Genomic DNA, 26,277 nt, shown 5'->3' with positions numbered 1-26,277 from the left:
CTCGCGACTGCGTCGCGCCCCGGAATGACGAACTGGAGAGATTGCGGACTATGAACATGCGCACAACCATCCTCTTCGGCGGCTCGAATCGCGAACGTCTGGTCTCGGTCGCGTCGGCCCAGGCGCTGCATCAGGCGCTGCCTGAGGCTGATCTCTGGTTCTGGGACGTCGAGGACAAGGTGCATGTCGTGCAGTCGAAGCAACTGCTCGAACATTCCAGGCCGTTCGAGGACGAGTTCAAGCCGGGTACCTCAGGCATTCCGCTCGCGCAGGCGCTCGACAAGGCCAAGGCGGAAGATCGCGTTCTCGTGCTCAGCCTTCATGGCGGGGGCGCGGAGAATGGTGAGTTGCAGGTTATGTGCGAGGCGCGTGGCGTGCCGTTCACCGGCTCGGGCTCGGCCTCCTCGCATCTCGCCTTCGACAAGATCGCGGCCAAGCGCTTTGCCGCGCTCGGCGGCGTGACACCGCCCATGGGCATCGCGCTCGATGACATCGACAACGCCTTTGCCGAATACGGCAAGCTGATCGCAAAGCCGGCGCGCGACGGATCGAGCTACGGCCTGATCTTCGTCAACGCCAAGCAGGACCTCGTCGCGGTCCGCAATGCCGCCAGGCACGAAGAGTATGTGATCGAGCCCTATATCGCCGGCGTCGAGGCGACCTGCGGCGTGCTGGAACGTACCGATGGCTCGATCATCTCGTTGCCGCCGATCGAGATCATTCCGGGCGAGGGCAATTTCGATTACGCCGCAAAATATCTTTTGAAGTCCACCCAGGAGATCTGTCCGGGCCGATTCACCGCGGAGGTCACCGCCGCGCTCAAGACGCAGGCCATGCTGGCGCATCGGGCGATGTCCTGTACCGGCTATTCCCGCTCCGACTTCATCGTGTCGGAAAAGGGGCTGGTCTATCTCGAGACCAACACGCTGCCCGGGCTGACCAAGTCCTCGCTCTACCCCAAGGCGCTGAAAGCCGAAGGCATCGAATTCGTTGACTTCCTCCGCGACCTGATCGAGCTGGCGGTGCGGCGGGTGCCGAAATAGTTAGGATTGGTTAACGGCCGGACGGGCGAAAACGCTCGGTTTGGTGCCCAAAGCCGGTAAAATACCGGACATCGTGGCGCAACTGGCTCACAGAGCTGGGCAAAAAGCATTCTCCGTTAACGAACTTTACCTTTTGTTTACCAGGAAGTCCGAAGGTTAACGCTGGCGGCGCATATGACGTTTTGGCTGCCGGCGCGTGAACTGTTGCGGATGTTTCCCACACCAGCGAACGCTTGAAGGGGAGCGGTTTCTTCTGCCGAAGACCATCACCCGGCCCGGCAAGACCGAGACGTCATGTTCGCCAGGACCCGCGCGGTGTCGTGGGCAAACTGTTGACGAGCTCGTGCAATGGATGGAGCAGGAAGCCTCACCCGGTCGTTTGTGAGATCGCTGAGGCCCCAAGCTGACCTGAAGGCGGCCGCTATCGGAGCGGTCGTGCTTCTGCGCGAGTGGGTGCAGGACAAGCGCGACGAGACGCGTGACGCCGCCAAGCAGAGGATCAAGGCCAAGGCGGTCGTCGAGCGCGAGCCGCCGCCGCGCCTGGTCGCGCTGGTCGAGCGCTATCTGCCGCGCCGGGTCGGGATCAGCCTGACCGTGTTGCTGCTGATCGGCAGCTGTGGCCTCGGCATCGTCAAGGGCGGCCATCTCCAGGATTTCATCACCGCCGTCAGTGACGCGCGCAATGCCATGGCCAATTCGGCCGGCTTCCGCATCACCTCGGTCGTGATCAACGGCCGCAAGCAACTCAGCCAGGACGAGATCCTCGCGATCGGCGGTGTCAGCGGCCGCTCCTCGCTGCTGTTCCTCGATGCCGACGACGTCCGCGACAAGCTCAAGGCCAATCCCTGGATCGCGGATGCGACCGTGCTGAAGCTCTATCCGGGCCAGCTCATGATCGAGATCACCGAGCGCAAGGCGTTCGCGCTGTGGCAGGAGGCCGGCAGGCTCTCCGTCATCGCCGACGATGGCGCACTGCTCGAACCCTATGTCTCGCGCCGCTTCCTGTCGCTGCCGCTCGTGGTCGGGAAGGGCGCCGACACCCAGGCTCGCGATTTCCTCGCACTGCTCGCGCGCTATCCGCAGGTCAAGTCGGTGACGAAAGCCGCGATCTACGTCGGTGAGCGGCGTTGGAACCTGAGGTTGAAGGACGGCCTCGACGTCCGCCTGCCCGAGCAGGACGTCGGCAACGCGCTTGCCGCGCTCTCCAAGCTGGACAAGGACGACCGCCTGTTCTCGAAGGATATCGTCGCAATCGACATGCGCCTGCCCGACCGTTTGGTGGTGCAGCTGTCGGATGACGCCGCCAAGGCGCGCGATGATCTGTTCAAGGACAAGAAGAAAAAGAAGGCCGGGGACGCCGCATGACCGGTCTTGATCGCACCCAGACGCCGAAGACGCGCCCGATGCCGCACAAGCGCGGCGGCCTCGTCGCCTGCCTCGACATCGGCACCAGCAAGATCGCCTGCATGATCGCGCGGCTGAAGCCGTCGGCACCGAGCGAAGCGCTGCGCGGCCGCACCCATGCAGTGGAATTGATCGGTTACAGCCAGATCCAGTCGCGGGGCATGAAGGCCGGTGCGGTGGTCGATCTCGGCGAATGCGAGCAGGCGGTGCGCCAGGCCGTCGGGCTTGCCGAGAAAATGGCCAAGGTCCGGGTCGAGTCCGTTCTGCTGTCGGTCTCCGGCGGCCGTCTCGCGGGCCAGCTGGTCGAGGCCGCGGCCGATATCCGCGGCGGAGCGGTGACCCCGGCCGATGTCAGCCGCGTCACCTCCACCGGAATGCGTCACGCCACGGGCGAGGGCCGCACCGTGCTGCACGCGCTGCCGGTCGGCTACACGCTCGATGGCGTCAAGGGCATTCGCGATCCCCGCGGCATGGTCGCGCATCAATTCGGTGTCGACATGAACGTCGTCACCTGCGACGCCACCGTGGCGCGAAACCTGATGCTCGCGGTGGAACGCTGCCATCTCAACGTCGAAGCCATGGCCGCGAGCCCCTATGTCGCCGGCCTATCGGTGCTGACCGACGACGAAGCCGATCTCGGCGCGGCCGTGGTCGAGATGGGCGCGGGCACCACCACGATCGCGGTCTATTCCGGCGGCCGCTTCGTGCATGCGGCCGGATTTGCGGTCGGCGGGCAACACATCACGATGGATCTCGCGCGCGGGCTCTCGGCGACCATTGCCGATGCCGAGCGAATCAAGACGTTATACGGCACCGTCATCACCGGCGGATCGGACTCGCGTGAGCTGATGTCTGTACCGACAGCCGGTGACGACCAGGATCTGCCGCAGATCGTTTCGCGCGCCACCATCGCCAACATCGTCAAGCACCGTGCCGAGGAAGTCTTCGAAATGGTTCGGGACAAGCTGAAGGATTCACCCTTCGCGGCAGAGCCCAAGGGGCGCGTCGTGCTCTCGGGCGGCGCCTCGCAGCTCACCGGCCTCGTCGAGCTCGGAACGCAGATTCTCGGCCGGCCCGTGCGGGTCGGACGTCCGCTTGGTTTCGGCCGGCTGCCCAACGAGGCGAAGAACGCCGCATTCGCGGTGCCGGCCGGCCTTCTCGTCTACCCGCAATATGTTCACCACGAGCATGTCGAACCGCGGCACACGCGGCAGCAGGTCAGGACAGGGACGGGCGGTTACTTTGGAAAGGTCGGACGATGGCTACGCGAGGGCTTTTGATGACTGCTTTCCGCAAATGTCGATTTTCACCAACTCCCGCGGCCGCAGGCCGGGGCGAACCCACGCGCGCGTGATCGAGAGGCAAACATGACCATCAGCATCAACGTTCCTGATATTCACGAGTTGAAGCCCCGCATCACCGTGTTCGGCGTCGGCGGCGCCGGCGGCAACGCCGTCAACAACATGATCACGGCCGGCCTCCAGGGCGTCGACTTCGTGGTCGCCAACACCGACGCGCAGGCGCTGACGATGTCGAAGGCGCAGCGCATCGTGCAGATGGGCACCGCGGCGACGCAGGGCCTCGGCGCAGGATCGCAGCCGGTCGTCGGCGCTGCCGCGGCGGAAGAGGTGATGGACGAGCTTCGCGACCATCTCTCGGGCGCGAACATGGTGTTCGTCACCGCCGGCATGGGCGGCGGCACCGGCACCGGTGCTGCTCCTGTCATCGCCAAGATCGCGCGCGAGATGGGCATCCTCACCGTCGGCGTCGTGACCAAGCCCTTCCACTTCGAGGGCGGCCGCCGCATGCGTACCGCTGAAGCCGGCATCAACGAGCTTCACAAGGTGGTCGACACGCTGCTGATCATCCCGAACCAGAATCTGTTCCGGGTCGCCAACGAGAAGACCACCTTCGCCGACGCCTTCGCGATGGCCGACCAGGTGCTCTACTCGGGCGTGGCCTGCATCACCGACCTGATGGTCAAGGAAGGCCTGATCAACCTCGACTTCGCCGACGTTCGCGCCGTCATGCGCGAGATGGGCAAGGCGATGATGGGGACCGGCGAAGCCTCCGGCGACAAGCGCGCACTGACCGCCGCCGAAGCCGCGATCGCCAATCCGCTGATCGACGACTCGTCGATGAAGGGTGCCAAGGGCCTCCTGATCTCGATCACCGGCGGCAAGGACCTCACCCTGTTCGAAGTCGACGAAGCCGCGACCCGCATCCGCGAGGAAGTCGACCAGGACGCCAACATCATCGTCGGCGCCACCTTCGACGAAGCGCTCGATGGCCTGATCCGCGTCTCGGTCGTTGCCACCGGCATCGAGCAGGCCGCGATCGCCCGCAACAGCCAGGGCACCAGCGCTCCGGTTGCGAACGCCGCGCCGCAGCAGCTGCAGCAGGCACCGGCAGCGCCGGCCGCCGTTGCCGAGAGCCGTCTCGCCGACCTGACCGCGCGGCTCCGCGCCGACAACCAGCGCCTGGCCGAGCGTGCCCAAACGCAGATCGCGGCCACAGCGCCGGTCGCGACCGCGCCCGTTGCGCCGCGTGCCAATGTCGAGCGTGCGGCGCTTGCCGCCATCGCGGCTGCCGTTTCCGAAGTTCCGTCGGCGGCGCCCGTGCCGCAGACCTATGGCGACGTCACCGTGCGCCCGATCGCTCAGAAACCCACGCTGTTTCCGGAGCCTGAGCAGGCCCCGCTCGCCATGCATGAGCCGATGACGCCGGAAACCTTCATCCCGCCGCAGGCCGAGCGCGCCCCGGCCCGCGCCCCGCGCATGCCGCGCCTCGACGAGCTGCCGATGCCGGCCCAGGCCGAGCTTCGTCAGGCCCGCGGCGAGGTCGAGGATGAGACCCCGCAGAAGACCCGCCTGTCGCTGCTCCAGCGCCTCGCCAATGTCGGCCTCGGCCGTCGCGACGAGGAGACCGAGGCGCCGATCGCCGCCCGGACCGCCGGTCCCGCTATGCCGGCGTTGCCCGACCGCAAGCCGCAGCGGACCGTGCAGCAGCAGATCGCCGCCAGCGAGCCGGTGTCCGAATATGCCCGCCGGCCTGCGCCGCAGGGTCTGGACGCCCACGGCCGCCCGGCACCTGTTGCGCCGGCGCCACAGGGAGACGACCATCTTGATATCCCGGCCTTCCTGCGGCGGCAGGCGACCTGAGGATTGTTACAATAAGGCAGACGAAAAAAGGTCCCGGCGGACAGCTCGCCGGGACCTTTCCTTTTGTCCCGTGCATATCCGGATTGCGCGTTCAAGCAACTGATTTTAAATCATTAATTACCTGTTCGGTGCTTCAGTAAAGCTGCCGATATTGGTCCCAAACCGAGGTGCAATTTGGTTAAGCCTTGGCGCGAATGCGGCAGGTTTGGGGTAACAATCGGTAAAAAAGCGTGAGTTGGCGCTGTTTGAGGCTGTGACTATGGTTCGGCGTGACTTGGGGATACGGAGATTCGGACGGTCGATCTCGATCGATCAGTCGGGTCTAGTATAAGTCGCAGTGGGTCGTAGTGGGGCGGGTTCCTGATGAAATTTAGCCGGCAAACAACGCTTCGCGCGCAAGCCACCGTGGCCGGCGTCGGCGTTCATTCCGGTCTTCCCGTCACCCTGACGCTGGGACCTGCACCTGTCGATGCAGGCTTTATTTTTGTCCGCACCGGCCTCGAAGGGCGTGACCGCGAGATCCAGGCAATTGCCGATCAGGTGATCGCCACCGATTTTGCGACTGTCCTCGGCGATCGCAGCGGGCCGCTGGTGTCCACCGCGGAGCACGTCCTGGCGGCATTGCGCGGCATGGGCGTCGACAACGCCACCATCGAGATCGATGGTCCGGAAGTGCCGATCATGGACGGCAGCGCCGCCGCCTTCATCGCGGCGATCGATCAGGCCGGCATCGTCAACCAGCCGGCACAGCGCCGGTTCATCCAGGTTTTGAAGCCGGTCTCGGTCAAGCTCGGCGACTCCTTCGGCGAGATCCGGCCCTACGCCAACGGTTTCCGCGCCGAGGTCGAGATCGATTTCGCCAATCCGGTCATCGGTCAGCAGAGCTACGCCTTCGATCTCAGCCCGGAGCGCTTCCGCCGCGACGTCGGCCGCGCCCGGACGTTCGGTCTGATGGGCGACGTTGCCCGGCTCTGGAGCGCGGGCTATGCGCTCGGCGCCTCCTTCGAAAATACCGTCGTGTTCGACGACGAGCGGCTGCTCAACACCGAGGGTCTGCGCTACGCCGACGAATGCGCCCGCCACAAGGTGCTGGACGTCATCGGTGATCTCGCACTTGCCGGCCTGCCGCTGCTCGGTGCCTACCGTTCGGCGCGTGGTGGCCACAAGCTCAACCACGCCGTCCTGACCGCGCTGCTCGCCGACCGTACCGCTTGGCGGGTGGTCGAGGGCGAGGCGGCCCGCCGCACCACGCGTCCTGTGGTCGAAGTCGGAAGCGGTATCGTCGGCGGCCGGATCGCCGCGGCCTACGGTCCGGACGTGTCCTGAAAGCCGACTGCGCGCAAGCGGTCCAGCGCCGTTCTCTCCGGGAAACTCCTGGTAACCATGATGGACTAGGATTGCGGCGCTTTCGCCTTAATCCGGGCGGAATGCCTGCCTATCCGATAGGTTAACAAACGTTTTTCGGTTACATCGACGTGGGTGCAGGGCAGGCACCACGGTCACATTTCGCGCCCGTGACGGGATCATGGGCTGGCGGACACCGCATCACAGGGCGTCAGGTCTTAAATTCATGTCGGCACAGCGTATGACGCGCGGATATCTCTTGGTTTCACCGCGAGCCCGTGGGCTGCTCCAGCTTGCCTCTCTCTTCCTGCTCGCGCTGCCGCTGGCCAGCTGCGGTACCGGCAGTCTGTGGGACAAGTTCACCAACAAGGATGACACGTTCGTCGAGGAGCCCGCCGACAAGATCTACAATGAGGGCTTGTACCTCATGAACGAAAAGAAGGACATGAAGGCGGCGACCAAGAAGTTCGAGGAAGTCGACCGCCAGCATCCCTATTCCGACTGGGCGCGCAAATCACTGCTGATGTCGGCCTACGCATCCTACCAGGGCGGCGACTATGACAGCTGCATCGGCGCTGCGACCCGCTACGTCACCCTGCATCCCGGCAGCCCGGACGCGGCCTATGCGCAGTACCTGATTGCCGCCTCGCATTACGATCAGATCCCGGACATCAATCGTGACCAGGGCCGCACCGAGAAGGCGATCGCCGCGCTGGAAGAGGTGGTGCGCAAATATCCGACGTCCGAATATGCGACCTCCGCCAAGGCCAAGATCGAGGGCGCACGCGACCAGCTCGCGGGCAAGGAAATGGCCGTCGGCCGCTACTACATGCAGAAGAAGGACTACACGGCCGCGATCAACCGATACAAGGCCGTCGTGACGCAGTACCAGACCACGCGCCACGTCGAGGAGGCGCTCTACCGTCTCACCGAGGCCTATATGTCGATCGGCATCGTCGGCGAAGCCCAGACCGCCGCCGCCGTGCTTGGCCACAATTTTCCTGACAGCCGCTGGTACAAGGACGCCTATAATCTTGTAAAATCCGGCGGTCTCGAGCCGAGCGAGAATCAGGGGTCCTGGATCAGCCAGACCTTCAAGAAGATAGGCCTCTAGGTCTCGGCTAGGAAATCTGGTTCCATGCTGGCGCGTCTGTCGATCCGTGACATCGTCCTGATCGAACGGCTCGATATCGAATTCGCCACCGGACTTGCGGTTTTGACCGGCGAGACCGGTGCGGGCAAATCCATCCTGCTCGATGCCTTTGCACTGGCCCTCGGCGGCCGCGGTGACGCTGGCCTCGTGCGCCATGGCGTGGAGCAGGGACAGGTGACCGCCGTCTTCGATATCCCGAAGAATCACCCGGCGACGAAAATCCTGGCCGAGAACGGGCTCGACGATGCGAGTTTTGCAGAATCTTGCGAGATGATCTTGCGCCGGGTCCAGCTCGCCGACGGCCGTACCCGCGCCTTCATCAATGACCAGTCGATTAGCGTGCAGACGCTGAAGGCGGTCGGCGCCGCGTTGGTCGAGATCCACGGCCAGCATGACGAGCGCGCGCTGGTGGACGCCGCCACCCATCGCCGCCTGCTCGATGCCTTTGCCGGACTGGAGAAGGACGTCGCGGCCGTCGAAGCGCTCTGGGATGCGCGCCGCACCGCCAACGCTGAGCTGGAAGAGCATCGCGCCGGCATGGAACGTGCCGCGCGCGAGGCCGACTATCTGCGCCATGCCTCGGACGAGCTGAAGCAGCTCGCGCCCAAGGACGGCGAGGAGACCTCGCTGGCCCACCGCCGCACCACCATGATGCAGGGCGAGAAGATCGCCTCCGATTTGCGCGAGGCGCAGGAGGTTGTCGGCGGCCACAATTCGCCGGTTGCGGCGCTGTCGGCCGCCGTGCGGCGGCTGGAGCGCCGTGGCGTCAATTCGCCGGCGCTGGTCGAGCCCGCAGTGAAGGCGATCGACATCGCGATCAACGCGCTGGAGGAGGCCGACCAGCACCTCCAGGCCGCGCTCGCCGCGACCGATTTCGACCCGGCTGAGCTCGAACGCATCGAGGAGCGGTTGTTCGCCTTACGCGCCGCCTCGCGCAAATATTCGACGCCGGTCGATGGCCTGGCGGCGTTGGCCGCCAGATACGCCGCCGATGTCGTGCTGATCGATGCCGGCGCCTCGCGCCTGAAGAAGCTGGAGCAGGCCGCGATCGAGGCCGATGCGCGCTACGCGGCTGCGGCGAAAAAGCTCTCCGCGGCACGGCAGAAATCGGCCGAAAAGCTCAACAAGGCCGTCAACGCCGAGCTCGCGCCGCTCAAGCTCGAACGTGCCAAATTCATCACCCAGGTGACGACCGACGAGGCCGCGCCGGGTCCGCAAGGCATCGATCGCGTCGAGTTCTGGGTGCAGACCAATCCGGGCACCAAGCCGGGGCCGATGATGAAGGTCGCCTCCGGTGGCGAGCTCTCACGCTTCCTGCTGGCGCTGAAGGTCGTGCTGTCCGACCGCGGCTCGGCGCCCACCCTGGTGTTCGACGAAATCGACACCGGCGTCGGCGGCGCGGTCGCGGACGCCATTGGCGCGCGGCTGGCACGGCTCGCCGGCAAGGTTCAGGTGATGGCCGTGACCCACGCCCCACAGGTCGCCGCCCGCGCCGACCAGCATCTCCTGATCTCCAAGGATGCGCTGGACAAGGGCAAGCGGGTCGCCACCCGCGTCAATGCGCTCGCCGCCGACCACCGCCGCGAGGAAATCGCCCGCATGCTCGCCGGCGCCGAGATCACGGCCGAGGCGAGGGCGGCCGCGGACCGGCTGCTCAAGGCGGCGACGGCTTGACCTCTGTGTCCCGGGCGCGGCGCAGCGCATAGCGCTGCTCCGCAGAGCCGGGACCCAATATGTTGCCGCACGGGCACCGGCTCTGCAGCGCACCGCTGAAGAAGCGCTGCGCTGCGTCCGGGGCACAAGACTTTTACCGCCTTTACCGTCCCGCCCGCTCCGTCGTATCCAAGCACCATGGCCAGAGCAGTAAAATCCAAACCGCTTCGTGACGTCGCCGACCTCACCAAGGCACAGGCTAAGGTCGAGCACATGCGGCTGTCGCTCGAGATCGAGGGACACAACGAGCGCTACTATCAAGACGACGCGCCCACCGTCACCGACGCCGAGTACGATGCCCTGCGCCAGCGCCTCAATGCGATCGAAAAGCGCTTTCCGGAATTCGTCAGCGGGGATTCGCCCTCACAGAAGGTCGGCGCGGCGCCGTCGGGACGCTTCAGGAAGGTCCAGCATTCGGTTCCGATGCTGTCGCTCGACAATGCCTTTGCCGAAGAGGATTTGCGCGACTTCGTCGGCCGCATCGTGCGCTTTCTGAAGCTCGACGATGATAAGATCAATTTCTCGGCCGAGCCCAAGATCGACGGACTGTCGATGTCACTGCGCTATGAGGGAGGCGAGCTTGTCACCGCGGCAACGCGCGGGGACGGCGCGGTCGGCGAGGACGTCACCGCCAACATCCGTACGCTGGAGGACGTGCCGCAGAAGCTGAAGGGACGCAACGTTCCCGATATCTGCGAGGTGCGCGGCGAAGTCTACATGACCAAGAAGGCCTTCCTCGCGCTCAACGAGCGGCAGAAGGCGGCCGGCGATACCATCTTCGCCAACCCGCGCAATTCGGCCGCGGGCTCGCTCCGGCAGAAGGACCCGACCATCACCGCCTCGCGTCCCCTGGGGTTCTTCGCCTATGCCTGGGGCGAGATGAGCGCGATGCCCGAGGATACCCAGAGCAGCATGATCCACTGGTTCGAGCGCTGCGGCTTCAAGACCAACCCGCTGACCAAAATCTGTCACTCCGTCGAGGAACTGCTCGCCTTCCATCATTCCATCGAGGAGCAGCGGGCAAAGCTCGACTACGACATCGACGGCGTCGTCTACAAGGTCGACCGCATCGACTGGCAGGAGCGGCTCGGCTTCGTCTCGCGCACGCCGCGCTGGGGCATCGCGCATAAATTCCCGGCCGAGCGCGCCTTGACCGTGCTGCGCGACATCGAGATCCAGGTCGGCCGCACTGGCTCGTTCACGCCGGTTGGCAAGCTCGAGCCCGTTGGCGTCGGTGGCGTGATCGTGCAGAACGTCACGCTGCACAACGAGGACTACATCAAGGGCATCGGCAACAAGGGCGAGAGCTTGCGCGATGGCCGCGATATCAGGATCGGTGACACCGTCGTGATTCAGCGCGCCGGCGACGTCATTCCGCAAATCGTCGACGTCGTCCTCGACAAGCGGCCGAAGAGCGCCAAGGAATTCACTTTCCCGAAGAAGTGCCCGTGCCCGCTGCACACCGATGTTGTGCGCGGGGAGACGGCCGCCGGCGAAGAAGAATCCCGCGCCCGCTGTAGCGGCGAGTTCGCCTGCCCCTATCAGAAGATCGAGCATCTCAAGCTGTTCGTGTCGCGCCGTGCCTTCGATATCGACGGTCTTGGCGAGAAGCAGCTCCAGTATTTCTTCGATGAAGGGTGGGTCAAGGAGCCCGCCGACATCTTCACGCTGGAGAAGCGCAATTCGAAGCTCAAGCTCGAGGAGATCGAAGGCTACGGCGAAACCTCGGTACGCAACCTGTTCGCCGCGATCGAGAGCCGACGCAAAATTGCGCTGGAGCGCTTCGTCTATGCGCTCGGTATGCGCCATGTCGGCGAGACCACGGCGCTCGCGCTCGCGCGCGGCTACGGCTCCTGGGATGCCTTCCACGACGCTTGCCTCAAGGTCGCCAAGGGCGACGAGGAGGCAATGGCGGAGATGGACGCGCTCGACCAGATCGGCGACACCGTGATCAAGAGCATCGCCGATTATTTCGGCGAGAGCCATAATCGCGGCATCGTCGAGCGGCTGACCAGGGAAATCGAGATCGTCGACGCCGAGAAGCCGAAGAGCAACTCGGCCGTCGCGGGCAAGACCGTCGTGTTCACCGGCTCGCTGGAGAAGATGACGCGCGACGAAGCCAAGGCCACCGCCGAACGGTTGGGGGCGAAGGTGTCGGGTTCGGTGTCGAAGAAGACGGATCTCGTCGTCGCCGGTCCCGGCGCGGGTTCGAAGCTCGCGGAGGCCAACAAGCACGGCGTCCAGGTGCTGACCGAGGATGAGTGGTTGAAGCTGATCGGGGAGTGAGCTCTCTCCCCGTCATTGCGAGGCGCTCTTGCGACGAAGCAATCCAGACTTTGGCCGCGGTGACAGTGACAGTCTGGACTGCTTCGCTTCGCTCGCAATGACGAGGAGGCAGCGCGCCGCTCCTCACATCATCCCGCTCTCTTCCTCTTCAGCCTGCCCGATCAGCGTCTCGCTCACCATCAGTTCACGGTGGGGGACGACGAAGATCATCGTGCAAGCGCAGAGCAACGAGATCGCAAGCACCGCCGAAGTCAGCGGCAGCGTGGTCGCGGTGTGGCCGCCGAGATAGGCGCCGAACTGCGACATCAACGCGCCGATGCCCTGCTGGAGAAAGCCCATTGCACCTGACGCGGTGCCGGCGGCTTCGGGGCGGATGCTGATGGCGCCGGCCGCGGAGTTCGCCATCACGAAGGCGTTGCCGACCATCACGATCATCTGCGTGCCGAACAGCCAGGCGGGAGCTTCGTTCCAGCCGGTGAAACTCCAGAGCAGGTTCAGGAGGCTGCCGCAGAGTTGCAGGCCGAGCCCGAACCAGATCAGCTTCTCAAGCGAGTGCCGCGGCGCAAAGCGCACGCAGAGCAGATTGCCGACGAGATAGGCGAATCCGGTCGTAGCGAACCAGGCGCCGTATTCGGCGCTGGTCCGGCCCATCTGCGTCACGACGATGTAGGGGCCGCCGCCGGCGAAGGTGAAGATGATCTGGGACGCCAGCACCTGGCACATGACGTAGCCGATGAAGGCGCGGCTCTTGATCAGGGTGCCGACGTCGCCGCGAAAGCCGCCGCTGCCGACCGCGCGGTCGCGACGCGTCTCAGGCAATGCGATCGCAATGCCGACGGCAACCGCAATTGCGCCGATCGTGACGGCGTAGAAGATCGCGCGCCAGCCAAACGCGGTCTCGATCAGGCCGCCGGTGAGCGGCGAGACCATCTGGCCGATCATCAGGGCGGCCACCACGAGGCTGATCATGGAGGCGACGCGGTCGCGCTCATAGATGTCGCGGATGATGGCCCGGCTCACCACCATGCCGGAGGCGCCGCCGAGCGCCTGGAAGAAGCGCGCTGCGATCAGCTGCGGAAGGGTTTCGGCGAAGATGCAGGCGACGCTCGCCGCGATCATCAGCGCGAGGCCACCAAGCAGCACCGGGCGCCGGCCGAGCTTGTCCGACAACGGTCCCATGATGAGCTGCGACAGCGCGATGCCCACCATGTACAGCGACACCGTCATCTGCGCGATCGAGATGTCGCGACCGAAATTCGTTGCCAGCACGGGCAGCGCCGGCACCAGAATATAAAGCGAGATCGGCGCGATCCCGGTCATGACGACCAGCAGCAGCAACACCACGCGCGAAGTCGCGATGCTCTTCGTCGCCGCGTCCTGCGGCCTGCTGATCATCCCGTGCATGCGCGTCCGTCTTTCGAATTCGAGTCGGACTGTAGCCTGCTCGCACAAGACGGACATCGGCGTTTCGGAATGCGGCTATACCGATTCCGGGACTGTTATCATAACAGCGCGCAGCAAGCCGTTGTTTTACGGAGAAGCTTGGCGAGGAACGCGCCAAGTCAGCCACGATCGCAGGCAAAAGCAGCCAAGCCTTGCGCCAATCGCTTAGCGCTATGCGGACAGCGTCTAGGCCTTCAGCTCCGCCGTGGCCTGATCGAGCCACGCCGTCGTCGCCTCATCCAGTGCCGGCCCCACCTCGGTGCGAACGCGCGCGTGATAGGCATTGAGCCAGGCGAGTTCGTCGCGGCCCAGCATCGCGGCATCGATCAGCCGGCGGTCGATCGGCGCCAAGGTCAGCGTCTCGAACGCATTCATCGCTTTCTCGGCGCCCTGGATGTCGGCGGCGACCACCAGCTCGAGGTTCTCGATACGGATGCCAAAGCCGTCGGTCTTGTAGTAGCCGGGCTCGTTGGAGAGGATCATGCCGCGCTTCAGCGGCGTCGTGCCGAGCTTCGAGATCCGCGCCGGGCCTTCGTGCACACTGAGATAGCTGCCGACACCGTGACCGGTGCCGTGCTCGAAATCGACGCCGGCGGCCCAGAGATATTGCCGCGCCAGCGTGTCGAGCTGTGCGCCGGTGGTGCCGTCGGGAAACACCGCGCGCGCAATCGCGATATGGCCGCGCAGCACGCGGGTGAAGCGGTCGCGCATCTCCTCCGTCGGCTCGCCCACGGCCATCGTGCGGGTGACATCGGTGGTGCCGTCTTCATATTGCGCGCCGGAATCGATCAGCAGGAGATCGCCGGGCACGATGCGCCGGTTGCTCTTGCGGGTGACGCGGTAGTGCACGATGGCGCCGTTCGGGCCGGTGCCTGAGATGGTCGGGAACGACACGTCCTTCAACGCGCCGGTGTCGCGGCGGAACGTCTCCAGCGCTTCGACGGCATCGATCTCGGTGAGCTTGCCGCTCGGTGCCTCGCGGTCGATGAAGGCGAGGAAGCGCGCCAGCGCGATCGCATCACGGCGGTGTGCGGTCTGCGTGCCCTTGATCTCGGTCGCGTTCTTGACGGCCTTCAGCAGCGCGATCGGATCGCTGCCGCGCACCGGCTTGCCGCCGCCGCTCGCGATCAAGCGGCTCAACGCGTCGGCCGCCGTGGCGCTGTCGAGTGCAATCGCTGCGCCGCTCTTGGCCAGCGCCATCAGCGTCGGTGTCAGCGCATCGGGGTCGCGCACGTCGGCCGATTGTTCGAGATGATCGCGGGTCAGGTTCGAGAGCTTGCGGTGGTCGATGAACACGGTGGGACGGCCGACCTTGGGCACCAGCGCGTAGGACAGCGGCAGCGGCGTATGCGCGACGTCGGCGCCGCGGACGTTGAAGGTCCAGGCGACCGCATGGCTGTCGGACAGCACCAGCGCATCGGCGCCCAGCTTCTCGATCTCGGTCTTGATCAACGCCACCTTCTCGGCCTCGGCGACGCCGGCATATTGCAGGCCGTGGATCGCGACCGGCGCGATCGGCGGCTGCGGGCGGTCCTGCCAGACCGCGTCGACCGGATTGCCGTCGACCGCCACCAGTTCGGCGCCAACCTTGGTGCAGGCCGCAGAAAGGCGCTCGGCTGCCGCAAAAGTGTGCAACCACGGATCAAATCCTAGGCGATCGCCGGGCTTGAGATGTGCCGAGACCCAGCTTTCCGGCGGCGGATCGATCAGCGATTCCACCGTCCACGCCTTGGCGTCGACCTGCTTGGCCGCCTGGATCGTGTAGCGGCCATCGACAAACACAGCAGCTTCCTGGGCCAGCACCACGGCAAGTCCCGCCGAGCCGGTGAAGCCGGTCAGCCAGGCGAGCCGCTCTTCGGAGGGCGCGACATATTCGTTTTGCTGCTGATCGGCGCGCGGAATGACGAAGCCGGTCAATTTGCGGCGGGCGAGCTCTTCACGGAGCGCAGCCAGGCGCGCCGTCAATGCGACGCCGGCCTCGGGCTCCTCGAATGTCTGGAAGTGTGCTTCGAACATGGCTCAGTTTATGATCATGGGGATCAGTCCGCAATGTAGACGCAATTGCCGTCCCGTCTGGCATGGACTGTGCTTGCAAATGTTCCATTCGAATGGAGTGGAGTCGTGGATGCGACAGTTGCGCGTCGTCCGAATAGCAGGGAAATTCGAGCGAGTGGTTGGTCTCAGCCGCAAGGGGACACGCGATGCCTGTGTTCACCTTTGAGAAGATCTCGCCGCCGCTGCGCCCCGCGCCGGCCGCAACCACACCGAAGAAGCCTCGCGGTCTCATCGGTCAGATGATCGACCGCGCCGCCGAGCGTCGCGCCAGGCGGCCCGTGCAAGGCAAGCGCGCAACACGCCGGGACGACAAGCCGGCGGAGTAGGGCGGCGGCATTAAGGGTGCCGTCTCAACCCATCTTCCGCAGCAGCAAACTGCTCCACCCCTCGATCCGCAGATGCCGCAGCGGCACCAGGCCGCGCGCACGGTAGGCGGCGATCACGGCCGGGGCCTGGTGGGTCAGCAGGCCGGAGAGGATGACGCGGGCGCCGGGCGCAAGATGCCGGACCATCGGACCCGCCAATTGCCGCAACGGATTGGCAAGGATGTTGGCCAGCACCAGGTCGAACGGGCCGCTTTTGGCAAAGTCCGGCGCGGCGAAGCCGGTGGCCCGGATCACCCGCACATATTGGCCTGTTTCGTTCAGGGCCGCATTCCCGGCCGCGACCCGCACCGAGGGCGGATCGATATCCGAGGCCAGCACGGCGAGATGCAGCGCTTTCGCTGCCGCGATCCCCAGCACGCCGGTTCCGGTACCGAGGTCGAGCACGCGCGTCGGCCGTGCATGTTTCAGGACATGGTCAAGCAGGAGTAAACAGCCACGCGTGGTGCCGTGGTGTCCGGTTCCGAAGGCCAGTGCCGCTTCGATCTCGATCGCGAGCTTGTTCGGCGCCACGCGATCGCGGTCGTGGCTGCCGTGCACGACGAAGCGTCCGGCAGGCACCGGGACAAGATCTTCCAGGCTCGCCTTGACCCAGTCCTTGGCCTCGATCGTGTCGAAGGCAAGAGTGGAGGCGATGTCATTTCCTGCTGAAGTAGCAACGAGTTCGCGGAGCAATTGCTGGTCCGGCGCCTCGGCGAAATGCAGCGTGACATCCCATTGTCCGTCCGGCCGCTCGAAGGCGGCGACCGCGGCATCGCCCTCGAAAAAGACCTCCGTGAGCACGTCGACGACACGCCTGGCGGCAGCCTCGCTTCCGATTGAAAAGCTGGCGCGATGGGTGGGGGAAGGCTGCATCCTATGGTTCCGTTGAATTGAATTTGGGGAACTTTTGTTCCCAATTTTCCGCTTAACTTGCGGTTCCCCAGTTAACGTGACTGTAGGGCGCTGTCCGTATCTTTCCGGATGTTGGAACCAACCAGCACACGCTGGGATGGAAATGGAGGCGAGTCTTGAAGCGCATGATTTCGAAGTTCTGGTCAGATGAGTCCGGCGCAACCGCGATCGAATACGGCCTGATTGCGGCCGGTATCGCGCTGGCGATCATCACCGTGGTGAACAACCTGGGCACCACTTTGAACGACAAGTTCGGTTCGGTTAGCAGCTCCTTGAAGTAATTTCTGCCTCCCATTTCCCAGCGGGGGCTACTTTTCTTCATAGACGATTTTTTCGACGACCGCCCGCTGGGGGAATTGCCCCCGGCGGGCGAAGTCGTTTTGGGTGAAGCCGACGCGATTGCCGCTGCCTGTGCTCACAGCTTGTCCGCTTGTGATCCGGCAGTCATCCACCGGCTTATACCCGGTCTATCCAGTCCCTTCTCCACAGCCTGATCGAGGTTTGTACCCAATGGTCGCGCCAGGCTTCCACGGCTTCGTCGGTAGTGTCTCAGTTTGAAATTCAGTCCCAATCGTCCTCTATTGAACGACGCTGCGTAAACCCAATTCCAATTCCATCAGCTTCGGAATCGTAGCCGCGCTCGTCCGAGCATGTAGGGCAGTAGTTTTTCCAGCCTCTTCCGTGCTCGACGCTTTCCCAGCCTTCAGCCCTGCTCAGCAGGTCCACAGCTTGTTGGAATACCTTTAGGCCTGTGTTGTAGCTTCTTGGGCAGCGGTCGCAGTAGGCCACTACGTTGCCCTTGATGACCTTCATCACAGCGAAGCCCTCCCTTGCGAAGCTTACCGGCAAGACTTACCCTATTCGAATGTCCAAAGGACCCAAAGGCGAACGCAGACCCGGTGACGTGATTGGAGCCGCCATCATGGTTGGCCGGATTGCGACTGGCGAGATTGAGGAGCCAGTTGGAAAGGCTCCTAATCGCGCTAAGGGCGGCGTTAAGGGGGCGAAGGCTAGGCTTGAGGCCCTATCTCCTGAAAAGCGATCAGAGATCGCGCGCGCCGCCGCGGCGGCGCGATGGAAGAAGGGCTAGGCCGCAGCCGCCCCAGGAACCAGGGTTGAGGTCTCGAAGAGATCATACTGGCGAAAGGCAGCGTCCATAGACGCTACTTTGGGCAGTCCTCGCTTTTCCCATAGCTCTGCGGCGCTACGGTTTCCCCAGATGTGCCGACACTCGGTCACTAAGCGTAGGCTCAAACTGTCTGATTCGTTTTCTTGGCGCTTGATTTTGTCTCGTTCGCCGGAAAAGTGGGAATAAAGAACAGAATAGCATTCGCGCTGGTAAAGCTGAACCAATTCGCGAATTCGAGCGTCGCGGATTCGGCCACTATCGATCCGGAATAACCACCCATTCAGAAGCTCTAACCGGATAGCCAAGGTTCGCTGGGCACCGCCGTTAGAAGGCATATGCATCATACATATCCCTTCTCTCAGCACCGGGTCTCGCTTCACGCGCTGCTCTTGGCCGGACCAATTTAGGCCCATCGCAGTAACAATAGGCTTCAAAGCGATCAGGACGGTTTCGCCGGACTGAAAACCTACAAGCTCGGTACCATGGAACTGCACCGCAACAAGTCTATTCATTGGAATTTCCTCGTTAGGTCGTTACCGGAGCCACGTGGCCCCACCCGTCGATTGTCGCCGCGGGCAGAACGTACTCACGAATTTTTACAAGGTACTTTCGAAGCAGATTGAAGCGACCGGTGCGGTTATGCAGTTGGCCAACAACCACGCCCGGGTGAACCCTATGCATTTGGGCAAAGTTCACGACATCGCGCTCCGAAAAGAACCCATTTCGACGAGCGCAAAAAGAGATTAGGTCTCCGGCGTTGATGCACTGATTAGCAGCGTAGCGGTTGGCTTCCCGCTCCTCCGCGTTATCGGTAGTTTTCTCCCCGTTTAGTTCTAAATCGATAATGGCCTCTTCTTTCCCATCGTTGTTCATGACGTGGCAAAGCTCATGCCAGAGCACAAACCAGAAGTTATCTATCCGGTCGTGACGCAACGTCATGCCAACAACTGGGCGAGTATCATCGAGCCATAAGCAAACGCCGTCTATTTTTGCATTGGGCAGGCCTTCGACAAGTACAAATCTCACCCCGCACATCGCAAGAATATCGGGCACCTTCGCAACATCCGAAGGATCAAGCATTAGATCCTTCAGCACAAGGGCAGCGTTCGACAGTGCGCGACTTGAGTAAGGCTTGCAATCCATCGCTTCAGCGATTTGCATTACTCGGTAAAGCCACGCCTCTTGTATGGGGGTTGGGCTTTCTCCAGCATTTGTTTTCTTTGCCACATGCCGGAGGGGGGCAACGTTGTTATCATTGGCGGTGCGGAAAAACCGTTCTAGCTGTTGCTCCAAACGGTCCACGTTCGCATTCTTGATCCAATCTCGCTTGATCATCTCGCGAGCAGGGTACTTTGATTGCAGTAACGCGCGCCTCGCGATAGCCGGATCAGGCGCGGCCGAATGCGCAAGGTCGTATGATTTTTGAAGGTTTGAAAAAAAGTCCGCGTCGATATCGAAGGCGACGGCGAGCGCCTTTGACATTTCGACGCTAATGCCAGTCTTGCCCTTGATGATCTTGTTAAGTGCCGCTTCTTCGATTCCAAGGATAAAAGCCAAATCGCGCTGAGACCACTCGCGCGCATCTAGTTCCTCTTGGATGTACATGCCGGGAAGGGGCACCTCATAATCAAAGCTGTTCATCTATCCCTCCGGCTCAATGCGGATCGCCAATAAAGGTAACGATTATTGTTGGTGGCTTTGTGCCGTCATCCAGCTTGAAGCGGATGCGATACTGCTCATTGATCCTGATTTGTCTCAGCTCCGATCCTTCCAGCTTTTTGTAGCGAAGGCTCCGCATGTTTCTCAGTGTCAGTTCCGAAGATGCGTTCATGATCGCGTGCAGCTTATCGCGGCATGATTTTGTAACGCCGAGGGGCAGACCAAGCTTATGGGCCTGGTCCGTCAGTATGAGTGCGAGGTGCTGGTCGGCGAACTCGATCTTCATACCGACCAGAATATGAATCCTGACTGCGAGGATGTCAATAGCTAGATTGTATCAATGAACCAATCTGAACTATATGCTTGACATATTGAAATGGTTTGGTAGGGTTCCTCCTATGAACAAGCTGCCCCTCCAAACGCGCGTTCAAATCCTCCAGATGCTCTGCGAGGGTTCATCCATGCGGTCGATCTCCCGGATCACTGGGGTCTCGATCAACACGGTTTCCAAGCTTCTAATTGACGCCGGGCTGGCTTGCGCTCGCTTCCATGACGAGACGGTGCGTGGCGTGACTGCCAAGGCCGTCCAGTGCGATGAGATTTGGTCGTTCGCCTATGCCAAGCAGAAGAATGTCAAGTTCGCCAAGGCCGCCCCTGAGGCCGCTGGCGACGTTTGGACGTGGACGGCGCTGGATGCCGATTCCAAGCTGATCGTGTCTTGGCACGTTGGCGACCGCAGCCAGCACACCGGCATTGCGTTCATGGGCGACTTGAAGGCCCGGCTCGCCAATAAGGTTCAGCTCACCACGGACGGCCACAAGGCATATTTGAAGGCCGTGGCCGCCGTCGATTTCGATGCCGACTATGCAATGCTGAACAAGATTTTCGCGACGGACTATGCTGGCGCCGGTCGCTACAGCCCGCCCAAGTGTATCGGCGCGATCAAGAACCCGATCATGGGCAACCCTGACCCGGACCTTATCAATACGTCATTCGTGGAGCGCCAGAACCTGACCATGCGCATGTCAATGCGCCGGTTCACCCGCCTCACCAACGCATTCAGCAAGAAGTTCGAGAACCATTGCCACGCCTTGGCGCTCTACTTTGTGTTCTACAACTTCTGCCGTGTCCACAAGACGCTTGGCGCGACCCCGGCAATGGCTGCGGGATTGATCGACCGCGTCATGAAGATGACGGACGTGGTTGAACTGATCGATGCCGCAAATCCAGTCCCGGCTGTACGCGGCCCCTACAAGAAGCGGGAAGCCATTTCGGCCGACTAAAGTACTGGTTGAAGCCGCACCCTGGCGCTACCAGAAAACTTTTCCGCTGTTAGACTATAAGTTTGTACGGGGATTCTGCGGCGCTTATATAGCTCTCGATAGATGAAGAGAGGCGTCGCGATGGCATCAAAAAAGGGTACGGGCATGATTAAGGTTGCTCTTTTCAACCACAAGGGCGGCGTTGGAAAAACCACACTGACGGTCAACATCGCGGATGCGCTCGTCGATCGGGGGAAAAAGGTGTTGCTGGTAGATGCTGACCCCCAGTGCAATCTGACATCGTTCTATTTGAATGAATCCGACCTAGAAGAAATGCTCGGGGAATCTGGCGAAGACGGCAAGGGCGAGACCTTGTGGTCAGCAGTCAAGCCGGTCGTTGACGGCCGTGGTGGCATTGCCGCAATCCCAGAGATTGATTTAGGTGGCGGCCTATTTCTGTTGGCCGGAGATGTGCTCTTGTCAGACTATGAAGAGGTTCTGCCTGAGGCATGGACTGAGTGTTTCGCGCGACGAACGCGTGGCTACGACATCACGACAGCACTTGCACAAGTGGCAGATAAGGCCGGACAAAGTGTGAAGGCTGATGTCTGCTTCTATGACGTGGGGCCAAACGTTGGCGCACTTAATCGGGCCATTCTTCTCGATTGTGATTACTTCATAACACCTGTAGCCGCCGACCTATTCTCACTGCGAGCACTCTCGACCGTGGGTAGGGCAATGGCAAAGTGGATCACGGATTGGCAGACCGTATTGAACCTGGCCTCCCCCGCTGACAAGAAGCGGGTTTTCAGTGGCCAGCCCAGCTATCTCGGCTACATCACCTCTGCGTTCAAGGTGAACGCCGGTCGTAACGCCTCATCTCCACATGCTGACTGGGAGAAGAAAATTGCGCCGCGGGTGCGAGACCGCATTATCAAAGATCTTGCTGCTATTAATCCGAAATTAGTTCCTCATGGTAGCGGGAACAAGGTCGGCGGCGTCAAGCACTTCCACAGCCTCGCCCCTGAAGCCCAGAAGTTCGGCGTTGGTATCGGAAAACTTCGAGGCAAAGTGAACCCCGGCCACTATCCACAGGTGGACGAGGCAAAAGCAGAATTCGACGATATCGCCGCAGAGATCATCAAGCGCACAGGCATCTAAATTCAAACTGAGACACTACCGCTTCGTCACAGCCCTGCCAACAGGCCTGTCCACAGTCCATCCACAGACCTATCCACGGCTTGCGAACAGGCTGCGGTGATCTCGCAAGATCGCCTGCGCGGCGTTGTGGCCGGGGGCGCCGGTGACGCCGCCGCCGGGATGGGCGCCGGAGCCGCAATGATAGAGGCCCTTCAGCGGTCCGCGATAATCGGCATGACCGAGCATCGGCCGTGCCGAGAACAGCTGGTTCAGCGTCAGCGCGCCGTGGAAGATGTCGCCCCCTAGCAGGCCGAATTGCCGCTCCAGATCGAGCGGGGAGAGGATCTCGCGGCCGAGCACGCTCGAGGCAAAGCCGGGGGCGTAGCTCTCCACCGTTGCGATCATGAGATCGGCGACCTCCTCGCGATGGTCGTCCCAGGATTTGCCGTCGGGAAGCTCCGGGGCGACGTGCTGGCAGAACAGGCTCGCGACGTGCTGCCCCGCAGGCGCGAGCGTGTCGTCGAGCGTCGAGGGGATCAGCATCTCGACGATCGGCTGACGGCTCCAGCCCTGCGCCTGCGCATCGAGATAGGCACGGTCCATGTAGCCGAGGCTTGGCGCGAGGATGATGCCGGAGGTGAGGTGATCGCCTTCGCCTGGCAACGCCGTGAACGAGGGCAGGCGGTCCAGCGCCAGATTCATGCGGAAGGTGCCGGAGCCATTCTTCCAGTGACGGATGCGAGCGAGAAAATCCTGGGGTAGCGCGTCGGCAGCGATCAGCCGGGTGTAGAGCAGCTTTGGATTGACGTTGGCCGCGACATATTTGGCGCGAATATTCGTTCCGTTCTCCAGCACCACGCCGACGGCGCGGTCGCGCTCGACGATCACCTCGCGCACGCCGGCATCAAGGTCGATCGTGACGCCGCGGGCGCGCGCGGCGCGCGCCATCGCCTGCGTGATCGCGCCCATGCCGCCGATGGCGTGGCCCCAGACGCCCTTCTTGCCGTTCACCTCGCCGAAGGCGTGGTGCAGCATCACATAGGCCGAGCCGGCGGCATAAGGGCTCGCATAATTGCCGACGATGGCGTCGAAGCCGAACAGCGCCTTGACGAGATCGTGCTCGAACCGCTCATCCAGCATCTCGCCGGCGGACCGGGTGAAGAGATCGAGCAGGCTGCGGCTCTGCTCCAGCGTGAGCCCCCGCAGGATGTTGGCCGTCGTCAACGCGTTCGCGGCCTCGCGGATGGCGCCAATGCCAAAACTGGCGAGCAGGTTCGGCGGCGCGCGCAGCACGAACTGCCGCAGCACGTCGGCGATGTCCTCGAGCTCGCGCGAAAAACCGTCGAGCGTGGCGGCATCGCGCGCGCTGAGCCGCGCGACGGAGGCTTTCGTTCGGCCCTCGCCGGTGAGGAGGTAGTTGCCGTCGGGCGCCGGCAGAAAGTTCTGCGCGCGCCGTTCGACCACGCGAAGGCCTTGCTCGGCAAGACCCAGATCACGGATGACCTGCGGATTGAGCAGGCTCACGGTGTAGGCCGCGACCGAGTTGCGAAAGCCCGGATGAAACTCCTCCGTGACTGCGGCCCCGCCGACCACCTTGCGGCGTTCGACGACATGGACGCGCAAGCCCGCCTTCGCGAGATAGGCCGCGCAGGTGAGGCCGTTATGGCCAGCGCCAATGATGACGACGTCGGTTTCGGTCATGAGTAATTCAAGGCTTTCCGCAGTCATTCCGGGATGGTCCGAAGCACCAGACCAAGGATCTCGAGATTCCACGTTCGCACGTCGTGCGCCCTGGAATGACCGTTGTATATCAGCGAGCCTCGGCCGCAACACCACGACAGCATTTATTGCCGGTTCACGTGCCATGTGCTCCATTGCACGCGCCCGGCGCCCGCCGGAGGAATGCCGGAGCTCCCATGGATTCGATCGTGCAACCCGCCGTCACGGAGCAGCCGTCCTCGTCGCGCAACCGGCTGCTCCTGACGGTCTACACCGCCGCGATCTTCGTCAGCGCGCTCCTGCTGTTCTCGGTGCAGCCGCTGTTCACGAAAATGGTGCTGCCGCGGCTCGGCGGGTCGCCGGCGGTATGGTCGGTGGCGATGGTGTTTTTCCAGTCGCTGCTGCTGGCGGGTTATGCCTATGCACATCTCCTCATGCAGATCAAAAGTCGCGTGGTTCCGGTGGTGGTGCACCTGGTACTGCTGATCGCAGCCTTCGTCACGCTGCCGCTCGGCATCGCCAGCGCCTATGGCGAGCCGCCCGCGTCCGGCTACGCGGTCTGGCTGCTCGGCCTGTTCGTGATGTCGATCGGCCTGCCGTTCTTTGCGCTCGCTGCCAACAATCCGCTGCTGCAAGCCTGGTTCGTTCGCACCGGTCATCCTGATGGTCATGATCCGTACTTCCTCTATGCGTCCTCCAATATCGGCAGCTTCCTCGCCCTGTTGTCATATCCGTTTCTGCTGGAGCCGATGTTCACGCTGCATACGCAGAACCGGCTCTGGACCGGCGGCTATGGTCTTTTGATCGTGCTGATCGCGGCCTGCGGCGTGCTGCTGTTGCGTTCGCCGAAACTGGCTGTGACTGATACGCAGGCGGAAAACGTCAACGCGCCGGCACCTGGGCTTGTGACGCGGCTGCGCTGGATCTTTCTCGCCGCGGTGCCGTCAGGCCTGCTCATCGCGGTCACCGCACACATCTCGACCGACGTCGCGGCGGCGCCGCTGCTGTGGGTGCTGCCGCTGTCGCTGTACCTCCTGACATGGGTGGTGGTGTTTCAGTCGCGGCCGCTATTGCCGCACAAATGGATGCTGATGCTCCAGCCGGTGGCGATCGCGGGCGTCATCTTCCTGCTCGCCTTCGGCGGCGAACAGAATCTGCTGCTGACGCTCGGCGGCCATCAGCTCTGCTTCTTCGTCATTGCCATGGCCTGCCATGGCGAATTGGCACGGACTCGCCCCGCCGCCAAATATCTCACCGGATTCTACGTCGCGCTGTCGTTCGGCGGCATGGTCGGCGGTCTCTTTGCCGGCCTCGTGGCGCCCTTCACCTTTTCATGGATCGCCGAATATCCGATCCTGGTCGCGCTCGCCGCGCTGTGCCGGCCGTCGGCGAATGAGCGCTTCGCTGACGTCGTGAAATGGTATTGGCTGGCGCTGGCCGTGCTCGCGGTAGCGCTGGTTGCGCCGTCTTACGTGACGGGAGATTTCTCGACCTGGTTCGAGGATCACCGCGTCTGGGTTGCCAGCGCCGTCGGCGCGCTCGGAGCGCTTCTGGCTTTGGCGATCAATGCCGGGCGCTGGAAGATCTTTGCCACCGTCGCGCTGGCGCTGGCGTTGACGCGGATCTATCCGGCCGATGAGGGGCGGGTCACCACGGTGCGCAGCTTCTTCGGCGTGCACAAGATCGTGGTGACGCCCGGCGGCTATTTCCACGTGCTCATGCACGGCACCACGATTCACGGTGCCGAGCGCTTCCGCAACAATGACGGCACGCCGGTCACCGGCCGGCCCGAGCCGATCACCTACTACCACAAGGATGGCGGCATCGGTCAGGCCATCACCGCGATCCGCGAGCGCAAGGGCGCCCCGTTGAAGGTTGCGGCGATCGGTGTCGGATCGGGCACGCTCGCCTGCGCGGCCGAGCCAGGTGAGGACTGGAAGTTTTTCGAGATCGATCAGTCCATGGTCGATGCCGCGAGCGACCCGAAGAACTTCCGTTACATCTCGAGCTGTCAGCCGGGCCTGAAACCGGTGATCGGGGACGCGCGGCTCACCTTCGCGAGGGAGCCGGATGGCGTCTACGACCTCATCATTGTCGATGCCTATTCATCGGATGCGATCCCGATTCATCTGGCGACCGAAGAGGCGATGAAGATCTACAAGGACAAGCTTGCGCCACACGGCGCCGTGGTGATGCACGTCTCCAACCGGCATCTCGATCTCGAGCCCGTCGTGGTCGGGATTGCCGACGCCAACGATCTCAAGAGCTGGGTCTACGACGAGGATTCGGGCCGCGACGCCGATTACATCTTCTCGACCGACGTCGTCATCTCCGCCCGCGAGGCGGATGACGTCGGCAAGCTCGCGTCCTCCAAGCAATGGGAGGAGACCGACCCCGACGAGAAGGTGAGGGTCTGGACCGACGACTATTCCAACATCCTCGGCGCGCTGTATCGGCGCCTGCGGTACGGGGAGCAGTAAATCCGACGT

21 protein-coding genes are annotated in these 26,277 nt (G+C 63.0%); 13 read left to right on the top strand and 8 right to left on the bottom strand.

Annotation, left to right across the window (positions count from 1 at the left end):
• The first annotated feature begins 56 nt into the window (after positions 1-56).
• The 8 genes from JQ631_RS22580 to ligA all read left to right on the top strand — a co-directional run bounded on the left by JQ631_RS22580 (position 57) and on the right by ligA (position 12,104).
• Entirely contained in the window at positions 57-1,043 is a 987-nt protein-coding gene (locus JQ631_RS22580) for a D-alanine--D-alanine ligase family protein (protein WP_212329314.1), read from the top strand.
• 348 nt (positions 1,044-1,391) lie between these two features.
• Positions 1,392-2,408, top strand: a complete 1,017-nt coding sequence (locus tag JQ631_RS22575) for a cell division protein FtsQ/DivIB (RefSeq protein ID WP_212329313.1) — start codon at positions 1,392-1,394, stop codon at positions 2,406-2,408.
• Entirely contained in the window at positions 2,405-3,727 is a 1,323-nt protein-coding gene (gene ftsA / locus JQ631_RS22570) for a cell division protein FtsA (protein WP_092228292.1), read from the top strand. Before JQ631_RS22575 ends, ftsA begins: the two co-directional genes overlap by 4 nt.
• 87 nt (positions 3,728-3,814) lie before the next feature.
• Positions 3,815-5,608 (top strand): cell division protein FtsZ, encoded by a 1,794-nt coding sequence (ftsZ, locus tag JQ631_RS22565; protein WP_212329308.1) that lies wholly within the window; start codon positions 3,815-3,817, stop codon positions 5,606-5,608.
• A gap of 363 nt (positions 5,609-5,971) precedes the next feature.
• Complete coding sequence (gene lpxC / locus JQ631_RS22560; protein ID WP_212329307.1) at positions 5,972-6,934, top strand: UDP-3-O-acyl-N-acetylglucosamine deacetylase; 963 nt, start codon at positions 5,972-5,974, stop codon at positions 6,932-6,934.
• A gap of 244 nt (positions 6,935-7,178) precedes the next feature.
• Positions 7,179-8,066, top strand: coding sequence for an outer membrane protein assembly factor BamD (locus JQ631_RS22555; protein WP_212329305.1), 888 nt, complete (start codon positions 7,179-7,181; stop codon positions 8,064-8,066).
• 24 nt (positions 8,067-8,090) lie between these two features.
• Positions 8,091-9,779: a DNA repair protein RecN gene (recN, locus tag JQ631_RS22550; protein ID WP_212329303.1), complete on the top strand. Its 1,689-nt coding sequence runs from the start codon at positions 8,091-8,093 to the stop codon at positions 9,777-9,779.
• A 177-nt stretch (positions 9,780-9,956) separates the two neighbouring features.
• On the top strand, positions 9,957-12,104 hold the full coding sequence (gene ligA / locus JQ631_RS22545) for an NAD-dependent DNA ligase LigA (protein ID WP_212329301.1): 2,148 nt from the start codon (positions 9,957-9,959) through the stop codon (positions 12,102-12,104).
• A gap of 123 nt (positions 12,105-12,227) precedes the next feature.
• Here the strand turns inward: ligA and JQ631_RS22540 are convergent, their stop codons facing one another.
• Together JQ631_RS22540 and JQ631_RS22535 are read right to left on the bottom strand one after the other, a co-directional pair.
• A complete protein-coding gene (locus tag JQ631_RS22540; protein ID WP_212329299.1) occupies positions 12,228-13,508 on the bottom strand; it encodes a multidrug effflux MFS transporter in 1,281 nt (426 codons plus the stop codon).
• 225 nt (positions 13,509-13,733) lie between these two features.
• Complete coding sequence (locus tag JQ631_RS22535; protein ID WP_212329297.1) at positions 13,734-15,563, bottom strand: aminopeptidase P family protein; 1,830 nt, start codon at positions 15,561-15,563, stop codon at positions 13,734-13,736.
• Between the two features lie 185 nt (positions 15,564-15,748).
• Between JQ631_RS22535 and JQ631_RS22530 the strand changes: the two genes are divergently transcribed.
• A complete protein-coding gene (locus JQ631_RS22530; protein ID WP_212329295.1) occupies positions 15,749-15,928 on the top strand; it encodes a hypothetical protein in 180 nt (59 codons plus the stop codon).
• A 24-nt stretch (positions 15,929-15,952) separates the two neighbouring features.
• Here the strand turns inward: JQ631_RS22530 and JQ631_RS22525 are convergent, their stop codons facing one another.
• Complete coding sequence (locus JQ631_RS22525) at positions 15,953-16,840, bottom strand: 50S ribosomal protein L11 methyltransferase (RefSeq protein ID WP_212329294.1); 888 nt, start codon at positions 16,838-16,840, stop codon at positions 15,953-15,955.
• A 164-nt stretch (positions 16,841-17,004) separates the two neighbouring features.
• On the opposite strand from JQ631_RS22525, the gene JQ631_RS22520 reads away from it, so the two are divergent.
• Positions 17,005-17,160: a Flp family type IVb pilin gene (locus tag JQ631_RS22520; RefSeq protein WP_433995528.1), complete on the top strand. Its 156-nt coding sequence runs from the start codon at positions 17,005-17,007 to the stop codon at positions 17,158-17,160.
• A 280-nt stretch (positions 17,161-17,440) separates the two neighbouring features.
• Here JQ631_RS22520 and JQ631_RS22515 read toward each other — a convergent pair whose 3' ends face one another.
• The 4 genes from JQ631_RS22515 to JQ631_RS22500 all read right to left on the bottom strand — a co-directional run bounded on the left by JQ631_RS22515 (position 17,441) and on the right by JQ631_RS22500 (position 19,953).
• A complete protein-coding gene (locus JQ631_RS22515; RefSeq protein WP_212329289.1) occupies positions 17,441-17,692 on the bottom strand; it encodes a hypothetical protein in 252 nt (83 codons plus the stop codon).
• Positions 17,693-17,965: 273 nt separating this feature from the next.
• Entirely contained in the window at positions 17,966-18,520 is a 555-nt protein-coding gene (locus JQ631_RS22510) for a phage antirepressor N-terminal domain-containing protein (protein WP_212329287.1), read from the bottom strand.
• A 13-nt stretch (positions 18,521-18,533) separates the two neighbouring features.
• A complete protein-coding gene (locus tag JQ631_RS22505) occupies positions 18,534-19,649 on the bottom strand; it encodes a helix-turn-helix domain-containing protein (protein WP_212329285.1) in 1,116 nt (371 codons plus the stop codon).
• A 13-nt stretch (positions 19,650-19,662) separates the two neighbouring features.
• Positions 19,663-19,953 (bottom strand): type II toxin-antitoxin system RelE/ParE family toxin, encoded by a 291-nt coding sequence (locus JQ631_RS22500; RefSeq protein ID WP_212329283.1) that lies wholly within the window; start codon positions 19,951-19,953, stop codon positions 19,663-19,665.
• Between the two features lie 112 nt (positions 19,954-20,065).
• Between JQ631_RS22500 and JQ631_RS22495 the strand changes: the two genes are divergently transcribed.
• Together JQ631_RS22495 and JQ631_RS22490 are read left to right on the top strand one after the other, a co-directional pair.
• Entirely contained in the window at positions 20,066-20,950 is an 885-nt protein-coding gene (locus tag JQ631_RS22495) for an IS1 family transposase (protein ID WP_212329280.1), read from the top strand.
• Positions 20,951-21,070: 120 nt separating this feature from the next.
• Positions 21,071-22,090, top strand: coding sequence for a ParA family protein (locus JQ631_RS22490; protein WP_212329279.1), 1,020 nt, complete (start codon positions 21,071-21,073; stop codon positions 22,088-22,090).
• 69 nt (positions 22,091-22,159) lie between these two features.
• Here the strand turns inward: JQ631_RS22490 and JQ631_RS22485 are convergent, their stop codons facing one another.
• Positions 22,160-23,770, bottom strand: a complete 1,611-nt coding sequence (locus JQ631_RS22485; RefSeq protein WP_249160891.1) for a phytoene desaturase family protein — start codon at positions 23,768-23,770, stop codon at positions 22,160-22,162.
• A gap of 215 nt (positions 23,771-23,985) precedes the next feature.
• On the opposite strand from JQ631_RS22485, the gene JQ631_RS22480 reads away from it, so the two are divergent.
• Positions 23,986-26,268 (top strand): spermidine synthase, encoded by a 2,283-nt coding sequence (locus JQ631_RS22480; protein ID WP_212329277.1) that lies wholly within the window; start codon positions 23,986-23,988, stop codon positions 26,266-26,268.
• Positions 26,269-26,277 lie beyond the last annotated feature (9 nt).

This window comes from Bradyrhizobium manausense (genome assembly GCF_018131105.1).
Classification (GTDB): domain Bacteria; phylum Pseudomonadota; class Alphaproteobacteria; order Rhizobiales; family Xanthobacteraceae; genus Bradyrhizobium; species Bradyrhizobium manausense_B.
Note: the sequence above shows the minus strand (reverse complement) of the source record. Positions and strands in the feature narration are given on the sequence as shown.

Bases quoted from the DNA above. Each gene is read 5' to 3' on its own strand.
- JQ631_RS22515 (WP_212329289.1), bottom strand. From the start codon at position 17,692: ATGAAGGTCATCAAGGGCAACGTAGTGGCCTACTGCGACCGCTGCCCA.
- JQ631_RS22495 (WP_212329280.1), top strand. From the start codon at position 20,066: ATGAACAAGCTGCCCCTCCAAACGCGCGTTCAAATCCTCCAGATGCTC.
- ftsZ (WP_212329308.1), top strand. From the start codon at position 3,815: ATGACCATCAGCATCAACGTTCCTGATATTCACGAGTTGAAGCCCCGC.
- JQ631_RS22540 (WP_212329299.1), bottom strand. From the start codon at position 13,508: ATGCACGGGATGATCAGCAGGCCGCAGGACGCGGCGACGAAGAGCATC.
- JQ631_RS22510 (WP_212329287.1), bottom strand. From the start codon at position 18,520: ATGAATAGACTTGTTGCGGTGCAGTTCCATGGTACCGAGCTTGTAGGT.
- JQ631_RS22530 (WP_212329295.1), top strand. From the start codon at position 15,749: ATGCCTGTGTTCACCTTTGAGAAGATCTCGCCGCCGCTGCGCCCCGCG.
- ftsA (WP_092228292.1), top strand. From the start codon at position 2,405: ATGACCGGTCTTGATCGCACCCAGACGCCGAAGACGCGCCCGATGCCG.
- JQ631_RS22525 (WP_212329294.1), bottom strand. From the start codon at position 16,840: ATGCAGCCTTCCCCCACCCATCGCGCCAGCTTTTCAATCGGAAGCGAG.
- recN (WP_212329303.1), top strand. From the start codon at position 8,091: ATGCTGGCGCGTCTGTCGATCCGTGACATCGTCCTGATCGAACGGCTC.
- JQ631_RS22500 (WP_212329283.1), bottom strand. From the start codon at position 19,953: ATGAAGATCGAGTTCGCCGACCAGCACCTCGCACTCATACTGACGGAC.
- JQ631_RS22580 (WP_212329314.1), top strand. From the start codon at position 57: ATGCGCACAACCATCCTCTTCGGCGGCTCGAATCGCGAACGTCTGGTC.
- JQ631_RS22520 (WP_433995528.1), top strand. From the start codon at position 17,005: ATGATTTCGAAGTTCTGGTCAGATGAGTCCGGCGCAACCGCGATCGAA.
- JQ631_RS22575 (WP_212329313.1), top strand. From the start codon at position 1,392: ATGGATGGAGCAGGAAGCCTCACCCGGTCGTTTGTGAGATCGCTGAGG.
- lpxC (WP_212329307.1), top strand. From the start codon at position 5,972: ATGAAATTTAGCCGGCAAACAACGCTTCGCGCGCAAGCCACCGTGGCC.
- JQ631_RS22490 (WP_212329279.1), top strand. From the start codon at position 21,071: ATGGCATCAAAAAAGGGTACGGGCATGATTAAGGTTGCTCTTTTCAAC.
- JQ631_RS22555 (WP_212329305.1), top strand. From the start codon at position 7,179: ATGTCGGCACAGCGTATGACGCGCGGATATCTCTTGGTTTCACCGCGA.
- JQ631_RS22535 (WP_212329297.1), bottom strand. From the start codon at position 15,563: ATGTTCGAAGCACACTTCCAGACATTCGAGGAGCCCGAGGCCGGCGTC.
- ligA (WP_212329301.1), top strand. From the start codon at position 9,957: ATGGCCAGAGCAGTAAAATCCAAACCGCTTCGTGACGTCGCCGACCTC.
- JQ631_RS22480 (WP_212329277.1), top strand. From the start codon at position 23,986: ATGGATTCGATCGTGCAACCCGCCGTCACGGAGCAGCCGTCCTCGTCG.
- JQ631_RS22505 (WP_212329285.1), bottom strand. From the start codon at position 19,649: ATGAACAGCTTTGATTATGAGGTGCCCCTTCCCGGCATGTACATCCAA.
- JQ631_RS22485 (WP_249160891.1), bottom strand. From the start codon at position 23,770: ATGACCGAAACCGACGTCGTCATCATTGGCGCTGGCCATAACGGCCTC.